We start from the raw sequence: 19,811 nt of genomic DNA, 5'->3' as shown, positions 1-19,811 counted from the left end.
TGCCCTTGCTTATCAAGTGTTGAACTTATGCTGACAGGATTCGCATGCAGTTGGTTGAACCAACCACGTCCATAACATCACCTTGAGTGATGATCACCAAATCCCCTTCATCCAATAAGCCTTGTTCTTTTAACGTCACAATTGCATCGTGCGCGGTAGTTAGACCTGCGCCACCTTTTGAGTCAAAGTACACCGGAGTTACCCCACGATAAAGCGCAGCACGATTCAGTGTCGATTCGTTGCGTGATAACGCAAAAATAGGCAGACCTGAACTCAAACGAGACATCATGAGCGCAGTGCGACCAGATTCGGTCAAGGCAATCATCGCTTTTACGCCTTCCATGTGGTTAGCTGCGTACATAGTGGACATTGCGATGGTTTCTTCTGCGGTTGCAAAGGTGCGATCCAAGCGATACGTCGACAAGCTTGCTTCAGCCATCTTCTCTGCGCCCATACATACTTCTGCCATGGACTTGACAGTTTCTACTGGGAATTGACCTGCTGCCGTTTCTCCAGAAAGCATTACCGCATCTGTACCATCTAGCACGGCATTGGCAACGTCCATGACCTCTGCTCGGGTTGGCATCGGTGCCGCAATCATAGACTCCATCATTTGAGTCGCAGTAATCACGATGCGGTTTAAGCTGCGAGCACGACGGATGAGTTTTTTCTGCACGCCAACAAGCTCTGGATCACCAATTTCTACACCCAAGTCGCCGCGAGCAACCATCACTACATCGGACGCAAGAATAATGTCATCAATCGACTCGCTGGTGGCTACCGTTTCTGCTCGTTCAACTTTGGCAACGAGTTTTGCTTCTAGACCTGCATCTCTTGCCAAACGGCGAGCATAGTGCATATCTTCGCCATTACGAGGGAAAGAAATCGCAAGGTAATCGACTTTGATTTTTGCGGCAGTGAGAATGTCCGCTTTGTCTTTCTCTGTTAATGCATCGGCAGATAAACCGCCACCTTTCTTGTTGATACCTTTGTTATTAGACAAAGGACCACCAACGGTGACGCGTGTATGAACTTTATTCCCTTCGACACTAGTGACTTGCAGTTGAACACGTCCATCGTCAAGGAGCAGGATATCGTTAGGTGAAACGTCTTGCGGTAGCTCTTTGTAATCCAAACCAACGGACTCTTGGTTTCCCTCACCTTTTGGTAAATCGCTGTCTAGTGTGAATTTGTCACCGACATCAAGATGAATTTTGCCATCTTTGAAGGTGGATACGCGGATTTTTGGACCTTGTAAATCACCAAGAATGGCAACTTGACGTCCTAGTTTTGCCGCAATAGCACGGACTTTTTGCGCGCGTTGAATATGATCGTCACTGGTACCGTGAGAGAAGTTCATACGGACGACATTTGCTCCAGCTTTGATGATCTCTTCAAGGACATTGTCTTTATCTGTTGAAGGGCCAAGCGTTGTAACAATTTTGGTTCTTCTTAATATGGAAGTCATAGATTCTCCGAAGAATGCAGGTGTAGGACTAGATAACTCGAATTCTATTCTCGCTAAGTATATGCACAGTATGCGCGGATTGTTGGCATTTAGGTCAAAGTGCTGAAAAAACATCAACACACAGGTGTTGCAACCTAATTTGATGAATAAAATAAGTCATTTTTCAAACAATTTAACAGGAGTCGATTTCTAGTTATTTGATTGAATACACAAACAAACATGTTTATACGTGATGCTTGTCACGGGGATTTATCAATTCACTTCACAATTACTTCGCAAAGTAAAAAAATTATCCCGTTATAGAATTTCGGAGTGCAAGATGTACATGGCTCAACCGGGCCATATTGATCATATCAAACAGGTCAATGCTGGTCGTGTATACAAACTAATTGACCTAAAGGGTCCAATATCTCGAATCGATTTATCCAAGCAAAGTGAGCTTGCGCCTGCGAGTATCACTAAGATCACTCGAGAATTGATTGAAGCCCACCTGATCCATGAAACAACGGTACAGGAAGCAACCAGTCGCGGTCGTCCTGCGGTGGGGTTACAGGTCAATAATGAAGGTTGGCAATTCTTGTCGATGCGTTTAGGTCGAGGCTACTTGACGATTGCACTGCACGAGCTTGGCGGTGACGTTCTTATCGATACCAAAATCGATATCCACGAACGTGACCAAGATGATGTGCTGGAACGTTTACTCTACGAAATTGATGAATTCTTCCAAACCTACGCCGATCAACTTGATCGTGTTACCAGTATTGCGATTACTCTGCCCGGTCTAGTGAACTCAGAGCAGGGTATCGTGTTGCAAATGCCGCATTACAATGTTGAGAACCTAGCGTTAGGTCCTGAAATATACAAAGCAACAGGCTTACCGGTTTTTATTGCCAACGATACGCGTGCATGGGCACTAGCAGAGAAACTGTTTGGTCATTCACAAGACAACGACAACTCGGTTCTTATCTCTATTCACCACGGCTTAGGCGCAGGTATTATCTTGGATGGTCGAGTGCTACAAGGTCGACACGGTAACATCGGTGAACTCGGTCATATCCAAATCGATCCGAATGGCAAGCGTTGCCATTGCGGCAATATTGGTTGCCTTGAAACCGTTGCCAGCTCACAAGCGATTCGAGAAGAGGTTGTGACTCGTATTGCTCAAGGTGAAGCTTCAGTTCTTGCTGAACAAGAAGAAATGAGCATTGAAAGTATCTGTGAGGCGGCTGCAAATGGCGACCCTCTGGCTGTTGATGTTATCGAGAAGCTTGGCCGTTACTTAGGCTCTGCCATTGCGATTGTTATTAACCTATTTAACCCAGAAAAGATCTTAATTGGTGGGGTGATCAACCAAGCGAAAGAGGTGCTTTATCCTGCTGTTCGTCGTTGTATTGAAGAACAAAGTTTGCCGGTTTACCACCAAGACCTTGAACTGGTGGAGTCTCGTTTCTATAAACAAGCGACCATGCCGGGAGCGGCTTTGATTAAGCAAGCACTGTACGACGGTCAGTTGTTGATGAAGGTGATTGAAGGTTAATTTTTCTGACATCAGAATAGGGCATTTACAGAGGGTGAACAGGAAGGTTCGCCCTTTTTTGATCATATGAGCAGAGAAAACTCGAATCTGAGCGCTGCTTCATTGCTATATCAATAGCATTAATGTAATTTTCGTAAGTATTGTAGAACACTCATAAAAAAGTATTACTTTGTTGTTCCAACACAGTTTTCTATAAAGAGTGAAAGGTAGTCGTTCAAAGTTAGGTAGTGGTATGTCCGGAGTGTTAAATACGGTTGATCAGCGTACAAATCTAGTAGGTGAAAACCGACTAGAGCTTTTGCTGTTCACGCTAAATAGTCGCCAGTTATTTGCGATTAACGTTTTTAAAGTGAAAGAGGTGATCAAACTGCCTCCGCTTACTAAGCTGCCAGGTTCTCACTATAACATTCGTGGTGTGGCATCTTTGCGTGGTGAAGCTGTGCCTGTGATTGATTTACGTTGCTCGATCGGTTTCCCTCCATTGCGTGGTGAAGTTGAAGAAGAGAACTTGATCATCACCGAGTACAACCGTTCTATTCAAGGTTTCCTTGTAGGACCGGTGCGCAACATCATCAATACTGCATGGACTGAGATTCAGCCGCCACCATCTACATCAGGACGCTCTAACTACCTAACTGCTATCACCCAAGTGAAAGATGGGGATTCATCTCAAATCGTTGAAATTATTGATGTAGAAAAAGTACTGGCTGAAATCGTTCATTATGACGTGACCATCTCTGACGGCATACTAGATCGAGAGCTGGCTCAAGCGATGATTGGACAAAATGTCCTCATTGTCGATGATTCATCAACCGCGCGTAATCAGGTAAGAGACACCTTATCTCAGCTTGGTTTGAACATCATCGAATGTCGCGACGGTTTAGAAGCATTAACGGTTCTTAAACGTTGGTGTGATGAAGGCAAAGACATCGAAAAAGAACTGCTGATGATGATTACGGATGCGGAAATGCCAGAGATGGACGGGTATAGGCTGACTCATGAAGTGCGTTCTGATTCTAGAATGTCCAAGTTGTTTATCACCTTGAACACATCTTTAAGTGGTAGCTTCAACGAAGCCATGGTGCAAAAAGTGGGGTGTGATCGCTTTATTTCTAAGTTCCAGCCTGATCTTTTGGTTGAAGTCGCACAAGACAGAATGCGTCAAGTTTTATATACGTAGAATTAATCAGTGAGCCCTAAATTAATCCATAAGAATAGGTGATTAATTGAACGGTGATTGCTAAACTGTTTTACATATTTCTGAGAATGAAATATGTAAAGTATATCGCGTCACTTTTCACCTATGAGTCTATTTAGACTTATCAATATAGGGTACTTCCGTTTAATGATATGGTTAACATCGAAAGTCATCATGACTTTATCCTTGTTACTGTATAGGAAATACAAGACTAAGCGTACGGAAACGATGACTGAAGATTAATTCAGCAGAATCAAAAAGGGAGGCTTGACCTCCCTTTACTTTTTTCGGTGCAATGCCTTTTCCTACCTCTAAAACATGATTGCTTAATGGAAGTCGCGTGATTTACTTTTCAGCTCAGCAAGATTGTGCGTGCAATCGATGAGCTTACCTGCGATCACGTGCGTGACTTCGCCTTCACGCTCTAAAATTCCTTTGACCATCAACACCTTTGAAGTGAGATAAGCTTGCTTTTGGGCGCGTGCTGTTGCTCGCCATACCACCACATTGATGTTGCCTGTATCGTCTTCCAAAGTGAAAAAGGTCACGCCAGCAGCGGTGCCGGGAGATTGTCTGCCTGTGACAACACCGACAACCGTCACTAAAGATTTATGCTCTTTTTCGACTAACTGCTTCATCCGAGTAAAACGCGGTAACTTACCAGCTTCTTCCAGCAACGTAATCGGATGGCGACTTAGTGATAGTCCGGTACTGGCATAATCTTCAACTAAGTTCTCGTATTCAGAAGGCTGAGCCTGGTAACTTACTATTGGCTCTTCCATGTGATGGAATAAAGGTAAGTCTGATAGTGATTCCATCGCAGCCCAGCGAGCGTTATAGCGATTACCTGAAAGGATTTGAAACGCATTAGCAGAAGCGAGTAACTCAATATCGCGGCGGTTTCTTAAGATTTGCTTCACCTCTTGGATAGCGCGATAGCCGGAGCTTGGTCGTCGTTCAACTAGCCGAAAGGCGCTTTCCTGATTAAAGCCCTTTACTAAGCGAAAACCCAGTTGCACACCAAGGCGACCATTCGGACGTTTGACCAAATGGTGCTGATAGGAGGAATGATTGATGCAAACAGGCAGCACTTCAACACCGTGTCGGCGCGCATCTTGAATCAATTGTGAAGGGCTATAAAAGCCCATCGGTTGGCTATTGAGTAGGGCAGTATAGAACTCAGCAGGGTAGTAATATTTCAACCATGCAGAGCAGTAAGCTAGCACAGCAAAAGAGGCTGAGTGACTTTCCGGGAAGCCATATTCACCAAAGCCGCAGATTTGGTCGAAGATGCGCTCAGCAAACTCCAAGTCATAGCCTCGCTCACGCATTCCGTCGATCAGCTTAGGTTTGAACTTGGCAAGATCGCCGTTTTTCTTCCATGCCGCCATAGCACGGCGTAATTGATCGGCTTCACCACCACTAAATCCTGCCGCTACCATCGCCAGTTTGATTACTTGTTCTTGGAAAATCGGCACGCCCATAGTGCGCTCTAGTACGCTTTTCACTTCTTCTGATGGATAGCTGATTGGCTCTTCACCATTTCGTCGTTTTAAAAACGGATGCACCATATCACCTTGAATTGGACCCGGGCGAACAATGGCAATTTGCACCACCAAGTCATAGTAACGCGCGGGTTTTAAACGCGGCAGCATGCTCATTTGCGCGCGAGACTCAATTTGGAACACACCAACGGTATCGGCTTTTTGGATCATACGATACACGTACGGATCGTCTTGCAATCGCGTGATCTCGGCAATCGACAGTGATTGCTGATGGTGTTTCTCGACCAATTGAAAGCATTTACGGATCGCATTTAACATACCGAGCGCGAGGACGTCGACTTTCAGTAGTTTTAAACTTTCTAAATCATCTTTATCCCATTGAATAATGGTGCGATCTTCCATCGAAGCATTCTCAACAGGCACCAGTTCGTACAAAGGACCAGAAGAAATCACAAAGCCGCCAACGTGTTGGGATAAATGGCGCGGAAAGCCAATGATCTCGTTCACCAACTGGATAAACTGCTGACCTTTTAACGACTCTGGCTGCAATCCTAATTCGATGATTTGCGCTTGCCAACCTTGGCTGCGATCACGTCGATTAACGTTTTTGATGAAGAAATCCAATTGAGTCTCTTCAATCCCCAACGCTTTGCCTACTTCACGCACGGCACTTTTAAAGCGATAACTGATAACGGTGGCTGCCAGAGCGGCACGCTCGCGCCCGTACTTTTTGTAAATATATTGAATGACTTCTTCACGGCGCTCGTGTTCAAAGTCGACATCAATGTCTGGCGGCTCTTTTCTTTCTCGGCTAATAAAGCGTTCGAACAGGACCGAGATTTGCCTAGGATCGACGGCAGTGATTTCTAAGCAGTAGCACACCACCGAGTTCGCTGCGGAACCTCGCCCTTGATAGAGAATGCCTTGTTGTTTAGCAAACATCACAATGTCGTGAATGGTGAGAAAGTAATAGTGATATTGCAGCTCTTCAATGAGTGTTAATTCATTCTCAATGGTTTGATGAATGTCTGAGGGTACGCCCTCAGGAAAACGTCGCTTTTTACCACGCTCGACCAACATACGTAGATAAGTAGTAGGAGTGTAACCGTCCGGAATCAGTTCTGTTGGGTATTCGTATTTCAGTTCTGAAAGCTTAAATGCGCACAAGCTCGCAATATGAGTGCTTTCTGCTAGCCATTCGGATTTGTAAATTCGAGATAGTTTGTTCAATGGACGCAGTGCTCGCTCGGCATTGAATAAGCGACCAAAGCCAAGCTTGTCGACGCTACAACTATGTTTTACGGCGGTTAAGACATGTTGCAATGGTAAGCGCTCAACCGCATGCATTAAGACGCCACCACAAGCGGTAATTGGTAATTCGAACTCGCTTGCCAGTAACTCACAGTGTGTGGTGTAGGCATTATCGTCGCTGTCTAAATGACGTTGAATCGCGACCCATAATCGATGAGCGTGGTGTTGTTGGAGCCAACGCCCCCAATAATGGTCGCTTTCTTGATGAGTAGGGAGCCACAGTACTAAACAGTGACGAATCGACATCAAGTCCCATTCAGACAATTGATAACTGCCTTTCTCGCTACGTCGCCTTGCATTAGTGATGATCCGGCACAGCTCTGCATAAGCTTTACGACAAGGACAAAGCAGCACCACTTGGCACTCATCATTGAGCCAAAACATGCTGCCGACAATTTGCTTGATGTCGAGTTTATGCTGCTCGATGGTCGTATGGGCTTTCACAATGCCCGCGACGGAGCACTCATCGGTGATTGCAATGGCTTGATAGCGATAAAACGCCGCCTGCAACACTAATTCTTCTGCATGAGAAGCGCCAGTGAGAAAGGAGAAGTTGGACTGACAAAACAGTTCTGCGTAACTCATAACGATCTAATAAAAATAACTGTCGATTTAACAAAAATAGCCATGGAGAAACCAATGTTTGTGCTGATCGCGAAATACCCATAACCAGCGACCTTGCTTGGTGTGCGCAATGTAATAATCACGCATGATCTCATCACCATCCCACCATCCAGAGACAATACGCTCAGGTCCATGTACTAGAGATATTTGCTCTTGTAGCGCGATAGGTGCGGGCAATTGCATCGCGGGGCGCAGTAGAGCAGGAACGGTGTTAATTGAGACATCTGGCTCATCGGCTGGGCGATATTGGCTGGCTTTCTCTGGTCTTGGATCGCAGGCAATATTGGGTTTGAGTATTGCGCTTTTGCCCAATTTAGCTTGCAGTAAAGAGAGCAGCTCTAATGCGTTCATTTGCCCTTTTTGCCCAGCAAAAAAATCGCGTGCAGAACTTAAAGGCTCACCTTGGCGTTCTACTTTTAACGTCAGACCGATAACAGGGCCGTTTAACGTGACGGATTCCAAACTCAAACTCGCGAGCTGTTGCCAACGTTGGCACAAGTAATCACCTTGTGCGGATGTGAGCGGAAGGTGCTGTGCTTGCTTGTCTCGCTGGTGGAGGGTTAAACAGAGTTCAAACGCGACTTTATCACGCAGCTTGAGAAAGGTTTCGAGCTGACGAAGCAACTTAGCTAGTGGCTTTTCAATCCATTGGACGTTTTCAATCTCAAACAGCAGTTCTAAATAAACTTGGAAGGATTCGGTAGGGTGATAAAAGTCGACAGGGTGCTTAAACTGTCCAGTCAGTCGGCCAACGTAGTTCACCAAATCAATATCGAATCGGCGTGCAATGTCTTGTAGTGGCAGTCCAAGTAAGCCTTGCAGTGTGGTGACGCCTACACGTTGTAACTTCTCTACAGTAGCGCTTGATAAATCTGTCAGTGTTAACGGTAGTGGCGATAAGGCTTGTTGTATGGCAGATTTGTCTTCGTTGATGACGTTCGTCCCTGCTAATGCCATCAATTTGGCAGAAAAAGGCGAAAAGCCACATCCGAATTGAAAACTCAGTTTCAGCTCCGATAAGTGAGCTCTGACTTTATTCCAATAGTTTTGGAGCCCTTCATACAGATTAAGCATTGGAGTTGCGTGCAGTAAAATACCTTGGTTTGGCATCAATACGACGTCAGATGTGATCAAATACAGCCATTGCGCAATTTCTTGTAACTTGCTCAATTCGGTTTGCGGATGATAAGGATGCACTTGCAAATCTCGGCACAAAGAAGCCGCGCTACCCAAGCCCATATTTGGTTTAAAATGCCTTGTTGCTCGGCAATCTCGTTGTATTGAATGATCCGACAACGTTGGCTTTCTACAATCACCACGGGTTGCTCTTGGTTATCGCCAAAGAGTGCGTCTAGCTGCAGGCGAGGGAAGTGCAAATAAATCCACAAAGCCATACCACTAACCTTGATTCGCCAATGGGAAATTGACCACAGTTGATGGAATGTGAGTCGTGGTTGGCATCACCAATTGTGGGTAGTGGTGTTGGAAATTGATGTCGACACTACCTTTGCTCCAACCGCCTTTTCGTTGAGAACTTCCACGCTAACGCCTTGTCCATGACCTTGCAATTTCAGACTCAACGAAACAGGTAAAGACAAGCGGTTTGTCATATTAGGTTTGAGCATAAACAGAGGGCAAGATCCTTGCTCGCTCGCCACTTGCAGACGTTTTACTTGGTGGATCTCTAGTTCATCTTGCCATAGCAAAACGTTGGTACAAACACCGCTCTTGAGGCACTGCTCCGCTGCCCATAATGCATCGCGCTGATGTTCAGGCGTGACCACCCACACCTGGTTGATGTCTAGCCCAATGCCGTGTAGGAACAATGAATTCATCAATGCTGGTGGCTGAATGAATGCCGTGACTCCTCTCGAAAGGGATGCTTTTAAGTAAGGCGCAAGCAAACGCAGCTCGCCAATGCTGCCTATGGATTCCATTTCCACCACACCGTGAGGAGGAAAGCCGCCACCAAGCAGAGCATCTAGCTCCGGAAAACCAGAACTATTAAGGAACTGATGATCGTCAGCTTTGGTTAGATTTGCTTGCCAAACAAGATGCTGGCTTTTTAAGTGTTGGATGATGTCTTGCATAAATAAAATACCTGTATATACATACAGTATATTTCTGTGATGGAAAGTCGCAAGATTTTTATAGGCAGAAATACGAAAAAAGGCAGCATTTGCTGCCTTTTCAATCAATTATGTGAGGTAACCTAAGTGGGTTATTTACGCTTTGGTTGAGCGTCGATGCACTGACCGTTTACATCAGTGACTGCTGGGTCCATCAAGTGAAGGTAAAGCGGCATGATGTCCAGCGGTGTTTTTAACGTGTTTGCATCTTCACCTGGGTAGGCTTTTTCACGCATACGAGTACGAGTTGCACCAGGGTTAATTGCATTCACACGTATTGGTGTATCACTCAACTCATCAGCCAAGACTTGCATCATACCTTCTACAGCAAACTTAGAAATAGCGTATGGACCCCAGAAAGCACGACCAGAGTGACCAACGGTTGAAGAGGTAAAGACAATACGACCCGCTTCTGATTTACGCATGATCGGTAGTAGTGCCTGAGTCATCAGTACTTCCGCTTTCACGTTAATCTGCATGATGTCGTCGAAGTCTTCTTCATTGATTTGCTCAAACGGACACAGCGTGCTGAGAACACCGGCGTTGTGCAATAGACCATCCAAACGACCAAATTGACCTTCGATGGTTTCTGCCATGTCGATGTAGTGTTGCTTTGTTGCACCTTTTAGATCGAGTGGGATGATCGCTGGTTGAGGGTAGCCCGCAGACTCGATTTCATCGTAAATGGATTCAAGGTTTTGAACGTTTCGACCCAGTAGAATCACAGTCGCACCGTGCTGAGCGTAAGAAAGGGCGGCTTGGCGACCGATACCATTGCCTGCGCCAGTGACAAGAATGACTTTACCTTTTAGAGCATCTGCTGAAATGGAGTAGTTCACGGTAGTTAATCCTTATTATTGTATCTAGTTCCGACGTACAGGCTTCATGTTCGTTTATGTAGAAATGCGCCTGTTTCTCAATGGAAAATCTTGGTAATCGTGACAAGTTGGTTACAATACACCAATTCATGTGTTATACCAATTCCAGAACGGTTGTCCGGTATGTTATTTGAATGCTATCAATCAGAACAAGAGGTTGCTGATTTTCTTGCCTTCTCTCTGATTTTTCTACGTAACATATTGATGACTATCACTGGTATGAGATAGAGGAACTCTCATTGGAATTTTTATTAGATTACGGTCTGTTTTTGGCTAAGATTGTTACCGTTGTTGCAGCAGTAATTGTGCTGTTGATTATCGCAAAATCAGCGAGTGGTAAGTCGGGTGCAGCAAAAGGCGAATTGGAAGTTACCAACCTTTCTGAACGTCATAAAGATGCGGTAGAGCAGTTGGAGCATCACCTGCACGATGACGCTTTCATCAAAGCTCGTGATAAAGCAGTCAAGAAAGAAGAGAAAGAGAAGAACAAATCTCGCGAGAAAGAAATCAAACAAGCGAGCAAAGAAGGTTCTCTCGATAGCAAGCGCGAACCGCATCTGTTCGTGTTGGACTTCAACGGCAGCATTGATGCAAAAGAAGTAGGCTCGCTACGTGAAGAGATCACTGCAGTATTAGCTGTCGCTCGTGAAGGCGATGAGGTTTTGCTGCGCCTAGAGTCTGGCGGTGGCATGGTTCATGGTTATGGCTTGGCATCTTCTCAACTTGACCGAATCAAAGCAGCGGGTCTGCCTCTGACGATTTCTGTCGACAAAGTTGCAGCAAGTGGCGGTTACATGATGGCGTGTGTGGCAGACAAGATTGTCTCAGCTCCGTTTGCGATTGTGGGTTCTATCGGTGTTATCGCACAGATCCCTAACTTCAACAAACTGTTGAAAAAGCACGATATCGAGTACGAGCAGCTAACGGCTGGTGAGTACAAACGCACACTGACTATGTTTGGTGAGAACACTGACAAAGCGCGCGATAAGTTCAAGCAAGAACTTGAAGAAACACACGTACTATTTAAAGACTTCATCCGTGAGCGTCGCCCAGATCTAGAGCTTGAAAAAGTGGCAACGGGTGAGCACTGGTTTGGTACGCAAGCGAAGGAGCTAGGGTTGGTGGATGAAATCAGCACTTCCGACGATCTGGTTGTCGCTGCATGCAAAGAGAAAACGGTACTAGCAGTGCATTACGTGCAGAAGAAGAAACTGGCAGACAAGCTCGCTGGTGTTGCAGGTAAAGTGGCAGACAGTGTCGTGCTTAAACTTGCAGAGCGTGGTCAAAAACCGATTGTCTAATCGATAAGATAACGAGTGAAACTTAAAACGGCGAGAGTGAAAATTCTCGCCGTTTTTTATTGGAACTTTTCTCAATAGCGTGAATCCAAGTGCGCGTTGGGTGTAATGCTTTACACGACATTTTTACTCGCTCCAAAAGGCAATTACCCGTATAATACGCGCCTCGAAAACCGAGCAAATTGCTGAAAAAGAAATTATAGGTGGAGAAGAACATGTCCTCTCAAACTCCGGTTGTTACCGTAGATGGACCTAGTGGTGCAGGTAAAGGCACTTTATGTATGTTGCTGGCGAAGAAGTTGGGCTTTCATCTTCTTGATTCTGGCGCAATTTATCGTGTACTTGCACTCGCAGCGATTCACCACGGCGTAGACACTGAGTCAGAAGATGCGCTTGTTCCACTTGCTACTCATCTAGACGTGCAGTTTGTTGCTGAAGGTGACCTAGTAAAAGTGATTCTAGAAGGCGAAGACGTCTCTGGTGAACTTCGTAAAGAAGAAACTGGGATGGCGGCGTCTAAAGTGGCAGCTTTGCCACGCGTTCGTGAAGCATTATTGCGTCGTCAGCGTGCATTTGAGGCTGCTCCGGGTCTTGTTGCTGATGGTCGTGACATGGGTACGGTTGTATTCACGGGTGCACAAGCGAAAATTTTCCTTGATGCGAGCGCAGAAGAGCGTGCAAATCGACGCCTTAAACAGTTGCAAGATAAAGGGTTAGATGTTAGATTTGCTGACCTTTTGAGCGAGATCCAAGAGCGTGACGATCGAGATCGTAACCGCCCAGTGGCGCCACTACGCCCTGCAGAGGATGCGCTTGTGCTAGATTCTACGTCGATGACTATCGACGAAGTGGTAGAAAAGGCACTACAATATATCGAATCGAAGCTAGCTGAGTAATTACGCTCGGCTAGGCTAAGAGCGTCGGTCGCAAGGATGATGATTGGCGAATTTAATAACCCCATGCGGTAGGATACCCGTGGACGTTTAATTTATTGAAGATTAAATAAATGACTGAATCTTTTGCTCAACTCTTTGAAGAGTTTCTAAACGAAACAGAATTCCAACAAGGCAGCATCGTTAAAGGTACTGTAGTAGCTATCGAGAACGGTTTCGTTCTTGTTGACGCTGGTCTTAAGTCTGAATCTGCTATCCCTGCTGAACAGTTCAAGAACGCTGCTGGCGAACTTGAAGTTGAAGTTGGCGCTGAAGTAGACGTAGCTCTAGACGCTGTTGAAGATGGTTTCGGTGAAACTCAACTTTCTCGTGAGAAAGCTAAGCGTCACGAAGCTTGGATCGTTCTTGAGAAAGCTTACGAAGAAGCTGAAACTGTTGTTGGTATCATCAACGGTAAAGTTAAAGGCGGTTTCACTGTTGAACTAAACGGTATCCGTGCTTTCCTTCCTGGCTCTCTAGTAGACGTACGTCCAATCCGCGACACTGCTCACCTAGAAAACAAAGAGCTAGAGTTCAAAGTTATCAAACTTGACCAAAAACGTAACAACGTAGTTGTTTCACGTCGTGCAGTTATCGAATCTGAGAACAGCGTTGAACGTGACGAGCTTCTAGAAACTCTACAAGAAGGTTCTGAAGTTAAAGGTATCGTTAAGAACCTTACTGACTACGGTGCGTTCGTTGACCTAGGTGGCGTTGACGGTCTTCTACATATCACTGATATGGCTTGGAAGCGTGTTAAGCACCCATCTGAAATCGTTAACGTTGGTGACGAGATCCAAGTTAAAGTTCTTAAGTTCGACCGTGAGCGTACTCGCGTATCACTAGGTCTTAAGCAACTAGGCGAAGATCCATGGGTAGCAATCGCTAAGCGTTACCCAGAAGGTCACAAACTAACTGGTCGCGTAACTAACCTAACTGACTACGGCTGCTTCGTTGAAATCGAAGAAGGCGTTGAAGGTCTAGTACACGTTTCTGAAATGGATTGGACTAACAAGAACATCCACCCTTCTAAAGTTGTTAATGTTGGCGACGAAGTTGAGGTTATGGTTCTTGAAATCGACGAAGAACGTCGTCGTATCTCTCTAGGTCTGAAACAGTGTAAAGCTAACCCATGGCAGTCATTCGCTGAAGCACAAGCTAAAGGCGACAAAGTTACTGGTAAGATCAAGTCTATCACTGACTTCGGTATCTTCATCGGTCTAGAAGGCGGCATCGACGGTCTAGTTCACCTATCTGACATTTCTTGGAATGTTGCTGGCGAAGAAGCTGTACGTGAGTACAAGAAAGGCGACGAGATCTCTGCAGTTGTTCTAGCAGTAGACGCTGAGCGTGAGCGCATCTCTCTAGGCATCAAGCAAATGGAAAACGACCCATTCAATGCTTACGTTGCTGACAACAAGAAAGGTGTTCTAGTTAACGCTACTGTAACTGCTGTTGACGCTAAAGGCGCTACAGTTGAAATCGCAGAAGGCGTTGAAGGCTACATCCGTGCTTCTGAAGTATCTCGCGATCGCGTAGAAGATGCTTCTCTAATCCTAAGCGCTGGTGATGTTGTTGAAGCGAAGTTCACAGGTGTTGACCGTAAGAACCGCGTAATCAACCTATCTATCAAAGCTAAAGATGAAGCTGAAGAGCAAGAAGCAATGGCATCTATCAACAAGCAAGACGAAGCTGCTTTTGGTAATGCAATGGCTGACGCTTTCAAAGCTGCTAAAGGCGAATAATTTACTCGCTTAAGCTAAAAAGGAGCCGCAAGGCTCCTTTTTTATGCTTGCTACTTTGCGAGTAGTAATACTAATGTTGATAAACTATGCTAAAAAAAGACATTTTTTGATTGCGCATTTTGTGTAAAATTTGTCTAGAATTGATAGCAAGTGTTTGTTGGAATTAGTATTACTTACTATAATGAGTGATAAAGATACTCAAAGAGGGCAACTATGACTAAGTCTGAACTGATTGAAAGACTCTGCGCTGAGCAAACACATTTATCAGCGAAAGAGGTAGAAGATGCTGTAAAAGATATTTTAGAGCACATGGCTTCTACACTAGAGAGCGGTGACCGTATCGAGATCCGTGGCTTTGGTAGTTTTTCTCTTCATTACCGCGAGCCTCGCGTAGGTCGTAACCCTAAAACGGGCGATAAAGTGGAGTTGGAAGGTAAATACGTTCCTCACTTCAAACCTGGTAAAGAGCTTCGTGAACGTGTAAATATGGTTGGCTAAGGCTCTCTTATTAGTTTGAAAAAGCGGCATACTCTCGTGTATGCCGCTTTTTTATAACTAGATTATTGGTAATATACATGGTCTGAAGAAACATTTTACTGCATAATCTTACCTACTTACTCCTCGAAGGGTGATGTAACATGAAAATTATAAAAATCGTTGCTGTTTTAGCTCTCTTTTTAATTGCACTGGCTTTAGGTTCTCAAAACCAAGAGATCGTGACTTTCAATTACCTTTTAGCGAAGGGTGAATTCCACTTATCAACGCTACTAGGTGTGGTCTTTGTGGTTGGCTTTGCTCTGGCATGGGTTATCTTTGCTAGCATCCAATTCAAGACTCAACTTCAGGTTCGTCGTCTGAAAAAGAAACTTAAAAAGTATGAGCCCGCTGAAGCAGAGAAACCTGCTAAACCAGCAGTAGCAAAACAGGCATAAGGATAAGGCTTAACTTTAATGCTTGAACTACTCTTCTTGTTATTGCCGATAGCCGCCGCCTATGGCTGGTACATGGGGCATCGCAGCGCTCAGCAAGACAAGCAGAAGCAATCTCATCAGATATCCCGTCAGTACGTGACGGGTCTTAACCTGCTTTTATCTGATCAGTCAGATAAGGCGGTTGACCACTTTATTGAATTGCTCCAAGTTGATAACGAAACGATAGATACACACCTAGCGTTAGGTAATCTTTTCCGTTCTCGTGGTGAAGTCGACCGTGCAATTCGTATCCACCAAAACCTGATTTCCCGTTCTGGTCTGACTCTGGATCAGAAAAACCTTGCTCTCCAGCAACTGGCGAAAGACTACATGGCCTCCGGCTTTTTAGACCGTGCCGAGAAGATCTTTGAGCAGCTAGTTGATGAGCCAGACCATCGTGAAAGTGCCCTTCAACAGTTGGTGACTATTTACCAACAAACCCGTGAGTGGGAAAAAGCGATTCACTACGCAAACCAGTTAGCGAAAATGGGCAAAAAACGCACTCGTATTCGCGCTAACATTGCGCACTTCTGGTGTGAGCTGGCGATGCTTGACCAAGCGGATGGCAATACCAATAAAGCCATTCAACATTTCAAGAAAGCACTTTCAGAAGATCCTAAATGTGTCCGTGCGAGTATTGCTCTTGGTCGCGTGTACTTGGAATCAGAAGACTACAAACACACCATCAAATACCTGACTGGCGTGCTTGAGCAAGATAAAGACTTTATTAGTGATGTACTGCCAACAATTGCCGAGTGTTATCACCACCTTGGTCAAGAAGATGAGCTGGTGGAATTTTTACGAGCATGTATCGATAAGAAAGCCGGTGTATCGTCTGAATTGATGTTGGCACAGTTAGTTGCGCACCATGAGAGTGTGGGAGCCGCACAAGAACTACTAACCAAACAACTATTGAAAAACCCAACCATGAAGGGCTTCTACCGTCTTATTGACTACCATATTGCAGAAGCAGAAGATGGTCGTGCAAAAGACAGCCTTTCTACACTACAAGCGATGGTTGGTGAGCAATTAAAAGTTAAACCGCATTACCGATGCAGGAAATGTGGTTTCTCCACTCATTCCCTTTACTGGCATTGTCCATCGTGTAAAGGGTGGGGGACGATCAAGCCAATCCGAGGATTGGACGGTGAATAATTTTAATGCAGCTGGCAGAGTTTCTGTCCGCTGCATTTTTTTGACCTTTATTTAATAAGAACCAAAAACAGTTAGGAGATGAAATGATCGACCAAAAAGTTATTGTCGCACTGGATTATGATAACCAAGCTGATGCGCTTGCGTTTGTAGACAGAATTGATCCTGCGTCATGTCGCCTTAAAGTAGGCAAAGAAATGTTTACGCTATTTGGTCCTGATTTCGTACGTGAGCTTCATAAACGCGGTTTCTCTGTATTCCTAGATCTGAAGTTTCACGATATCCCGAATACGTGTTCAAAAGCGGTTCGCGCAGCAGCTGAACTGGGCGTATGGATGGTGAACGTACACGCAAGTGGTGGCGAGCGCATGATGACAGCATCGCGTGAAATTCTTGAACCTTACGGTAAAGACCGCCCGCTACTTATTGGTGTGACAGTGTTAACAAGCATGGAGCAGAGCGATCTTGCTGGAATCGGTCTGAACGTCGCTCCTCAAGAGCAGGTTATTCGCCTAGCAACTCTGGCAAAGAACGCTGGTCTTGATGGCGTAGTGTGCTCTGCGCAAGAGTCATCTCTACTTAAAAATGAACTTGGAAAAGAATTTAAGCTAATCACTCCAGGTATCCGCCCAGCAGGCTCTGAGCAAGGTGATCAACGCCGCATCATGACGCCAGTAGATGCAATCCAAGCGGGTTCTGACTACCTTGTAATTGGTCGTCCGATTACTCAGGCTGTGGATCCTGCATCGGTCCTTAAGTCAATCAACGATAGCTTAGCAAATATGTAATGTTGATTTGAACCGAACGAAAAAGGTGAAGTGGGAACGCTTCGCCTTTTTTGTTTTTGCTGCACTGAAAAAATAGAGGTAGCTGTAATTGATATCGTTTTGCCTTGACTGTATGGCTAATGGCACTGCTAGGTTCACACTTTGCTAACATAAACCGCTGTGATACTCGGAAAGTGCAACCATGTGTTATGGATGGGTTGCGTTACAAATGTGTAACGAATACTATGGAGTGGATGCATTCACTGCGTTGTAAGGTCAGGATGACCTGGTGAAACTCTCTGATATTTATACGGAAGTGAACAGGACTTCACTTTGTATTCGCTCCCATTATTTCCTTTACTGTGTATTAAACACAGTCGCTTCGAGATTCACTTGTTGTCGTTCTTCTGGTCTTACTGCGCAAATACGACAAGGAAGAAAACAATGATAAAAACTCTGCCATTCTCGGCATTGGCAATGTTAGTGGCGAGCAGCTTTCAGTTAAATGCTGCGGAGCTACCTGCTGACATCGAATGGATTTCGAATAATAACGAGCCTCTGTTCGCTTCTGATGAAGCTGTACGAGGCGGCACTCTGCGCACATATATGATGAGCTTTCCACAGACTCTTCGTAGCGTTGGTCCTGATGCTAACTCAGGTCTACGTCACTACTTTATGGATGGCGCACCTAAATTGGCACAGCGCCATCCAAACACCGGTAAATGGATCCCACAATTAGCCAAAGAGTGGGCGTTCGGTGAAGATAATAAAACAGTTTACTTTAAGCTGGATGAAACCGCTAAATGGTCAGATGGTGAGAAGATCACCGCAGACGACTACGTATTTATGATGAAGTATTACACTTCAGAAGACATCATCGATCCTTGGTACAACGACTTCTTTAAAAACAGTATTGTGAGCGTAGAGAAGATTGATGAATACACAATTCGCGTTAATCTTTCTGTTGCGCAAAGCCACGACTCTCTCATGGTTTTGATCAATATGCCAAGTAACGGCTTCCAACCTCGTCCAGAACACTTCTTTGAGGGTGAAAAGGACGAAAACAAAGACGGTATGCCAGATAACTTCGTCCGTAAGTTCAACTTCAAGGCAGAACCGACCGCCGCCCCTTACTACCTTGATAAGATCAAAAAGGGTAAGAGTGTTACCTTTAAGCACGTTGGTGAAGATTGGTGGGGCTATAACAACCGTTATTACAAAAACCGTTACAACGTAGACAAAGTACGTATCACTGTAATTCGTGACCAAGACATCGCGATGAAGCACTTCGAAAAAGGCAAGCTTGATTACTTTGATATGGTGCTACCTAACCTTTGGCACGACAAAACAAACAGCGATGGCTACACCAAGGGTTATATCCAAAAGTATTGGGGCTTCAACCAATCACCTCAAGGTGCGGGTGGTCTGTGGATGAACACAGCAATGCCGATGCTAGGCAATATAGAAGTACGTAAAGGCATCATGGCTGCAACAGACTACGATGGCATGATTGAAAACATCATGCGTGGTGACTATTCACGTAAGCCACACGGTTTAGGCTTTGGTCATGGTGAGTATGATGATCCAAACAATACACCACCAAAATTTGATCCAGCAGAAGCGGTTAAGCATTTCGAGAAAGCGGGTTTCGATAAAATAGGGGCGGATGGTATTCGTGTTAATGACAAAGGCGAGCGCCTAAGTTTTGCGATTACTTACGGTTACAATTCTCATACTCCTAGAATTGCTTATCTAAAAGAACAAGCGAAATTAGCGGGTCTTGAGTTTACCCTTAACCTTGTTGATGGCTCCTCTGCGTTTAAATACATCCTAGAGAAAAAGCACCAACTGGCATTCCTAAATATGGGCTCAGGTGAAATCCCAGCATATTGGGAATACTTCCACTCAGTGAATGCGAACAAGCCGCAAACGAATGCACATACGAACTACAGTAGCCCTGAGCTAGATAAGTTAATTGAAGCGTATGACAACGAGTTTGAACAACAAAAGCGTTATGACTTGTCACGTCAGATCCAGAAGTATGTTGGTGATGCAAACGTGATCGTCCCAGGTTACATGGTACCTTATACTCGTGTTGCACATTGGCGCTGGCTGATTACACCAAAGGATGCAATGACCAAATCCACCGAGAGCATGTTCCATCCAATGGATATTGGTAACTTCTGGATTGATAAGTCTGTGAAGAAAGAAACAGAGAAAGCGATGAAGAGTGGCAAAGTGTTCCCAGAAGTGACAGTCATTGATGATCGTTACAAGCTTTCATCAAACTAATGCT

The 19,811-nt window shown here is 45.0% G+C and carries 13 protein-coding genes and 2 pseudogenes; 10 read left to right on the top strand and 5 right to left on the bottom strand.

The features are described from left to right. Positions 1–25: 25 nt before the first annotated feature. Entirely contained in the window at positions 26–1,468 is a 1,443-nt protein-coding gene (gene pyk / locus J4N44_RS11510) for a pyruvate kinase (protein WP_005444839.1), read from the bottom strand. 319 nt (positions 1,469–1,787) lie between these two features. Here pyk and mlc point away from each other — a divergent pair, with 319 nt between their 5' ends. Together mlc and J4N44_RS11500 are read left to right on the top strand one after the other, a co-directional pair. Then, positions 1,788–3,005: a sugar metabolism global transcriptional regulator Mlc gene (gene mlc, locus J4N44_RS11505; protein WP_005444840.1), complete on the top strand. Its 1,218-nt coding sequence runs from the start codon at positions 1,788–1,790 to the stop codon at positions 3,003–3,005. A gap of 232 nt (positions 3,006–3,237) precedes the next feature. Next, on the top strand, positions 3,238–4,185 hold the full coding sequence (locus J4N44_RS11500; protein WP_005444843.1) for a chemotaxis protein CheV: 948 nt from the start codon (positions 3,238–3,240) through the stop codon (positions 4,183–4,185). A gap of 344 nt (positions 4,186–4,529) precedes the next feature. On the opposite strand, the gene J4N44_RS11495 is transcribed toward J4N44_RS11500, so the two are convergent. The 4 genes and pseudogenes from J4N44_RS11495 to J4N44_RS11480 form a co-directional block, all read right to left on the bottom strand. Beyond that, positions 4,530–7,604: an error-prone DNA polymerase gene (locus J4N44_RS11495; protein ID WP_252044481.1), complete on the bottom strand. Its 3,075-nt coding sequence runs from the start codon at positions 7,602–7,604 to the stop codon at positions 4,530–4,532. 27 nt (positions 7,605–7,631) lie between these two features. Next, positions 7,632–9,037 (bottom strand): annotated as a pseudogene (locus tag J4N44_RS11490) (Y-family DNA polymerase). A gap of 4 nt (positions 9,038–9,041) precedes the next feature. Next, positions 9,042–9,733 (bottom strand): annotated as a pseudogene (gene imuA / locus J4N44_RS11485) (translesion DNA synthesis-associated protein ImuA). Positions 9,734–9,864: 131 nt separating this feature from the next. After that, on the bottom strand, positions 9,865–10,611 hold the full coding sequence (locus tag J4N44_RS11480) for a YciK family oxidoreductase (protein WP_029790890.1): 747 nt from the start codon (positions 10,609–10,611) through the stop codon (positions 9,865–9,867). 278 nt (positions 10,612–10,889) lie between these two features. Between J4N44_RS11480 and sohB the strand changes: the two genes are divergently transcribed. The 8 genes from sohB to J4N44_RS11440 all read left to right on the top strand — a co-directional run bounded on the left by sohB (position 10,890) and on the right by J4N44_RS11440 (position 19,807). After that, positions 10,890–11,951: a protease SohB gene (gene sohB, locus J4N44_RS11475; protein ID WP_005444853.1), complete on the top strand. Its 1,062-nt coding sequence runs from the start codon at positions 10,890–10,892 to the stop codon at positions 11,949–11,951. Positions 11,952–12,163: 212 nt separating this feature from the next. Further along, the gene (gene cmk / locus J4N44_RS11470) at positions 12,164–12,844 is read left to right on the top strand and encodes a (d)CMP kinase (protein WP_005444854.1); all 681 of its coding nucleotides are present in this window, start codon (positions 12,164–12,166) and stop codon (positions 12,842–12,844) included. A gap of 110 nt (positions 12,845–12,954) precedes the next feature. Further along, positions 12,955–14,625, top strand: coding sequence for a 30S ribosomal protein S1 (gene rpsA, locus J4N44_RS11465; RefSeq protein WP_005444855.1), 1,671 nt, complete (start codon positions 12,955–12,957; stop codon positions 14,623–14,625). Positions 14,626–14,838: 213 nt separating this feature from the next. Next, positions 14,839–15,123 (top strand): integration host factor subunit beta, encoded by a 285-nt coding sequence (ihfB, locus tag J4N44_RS11460; RefSeq protein ID WP_005444856.1) that lies wholly within the window; start codon positions 14,839–14,841, stop codon positions 15,121–15,123. A 140-nt stretch (positions 15,124–15,263) separates the two neighbouring features. Next, on the top strand, positions 15,264–15,557 hold the full coding sequence (locus J4N44_RS11455; protein WP_005444857.1) for a lipopolysaccharide assembly protein LapA domain-containing protein: 294 nt from the start codon (positions 15,264–15,266) through the stop codon (positions 15,555–15,557). A gap of 18 nt (positions 15,558–15,575) precedes the next feature. Beyond that, a complete protein-coding gene (lapB, locus tag J4N44_RS11450; RefSeq protein WP_005444858.1) occupies positions 15,576–16,751 on the top strand; it encodes a lipopolysaccharide assembly protein LapB in 1,176 nt (391 codons plus the stop codon). Positions 16,752–16,834: 83 nt separating this feature from the next. Further along, positions 16,835–17,536 carry an orotidine-5'-phosphate decarboxylase gene (pyrF, locus tag J4N44_RS11445; protein ID WP_017817860.1) on the top strand — a complete coding sequence of 234 codons (702 nt, stop codon included), beginning with the start codon at positions 16,835–16,837 and terminating at the stop codon, positions 17,534–17,536. Positions 17,537–17,959: 423 nt separating this feature from the next. Continuing rightward, a complete protein-coding gene (locus tag J4N44_RS11440; RefSeq protein WP_252044480.1) occupies positions 17,960–19,807 on the top strand; it encodes an extracellular solute-binding protein in 1,848 nt (615 codons plus the stop codon). Positions 19,808–19,811: the final 4 nt, after the last annotated feature.

The organism is Vibrio sp. SCSIO 43155, from assembly GCF_023716605.1.
Taxonomy (GTDB): domain Bacteria; phylum Pseudomonadota; class Gammaproteobacteria; order Enterobacterales; family Vibrionaceae; genus Vibrio; species Vibrio harveyi.
This window is presented reverse-complemented; position numbering and strand designations above follow the sequence as displayed.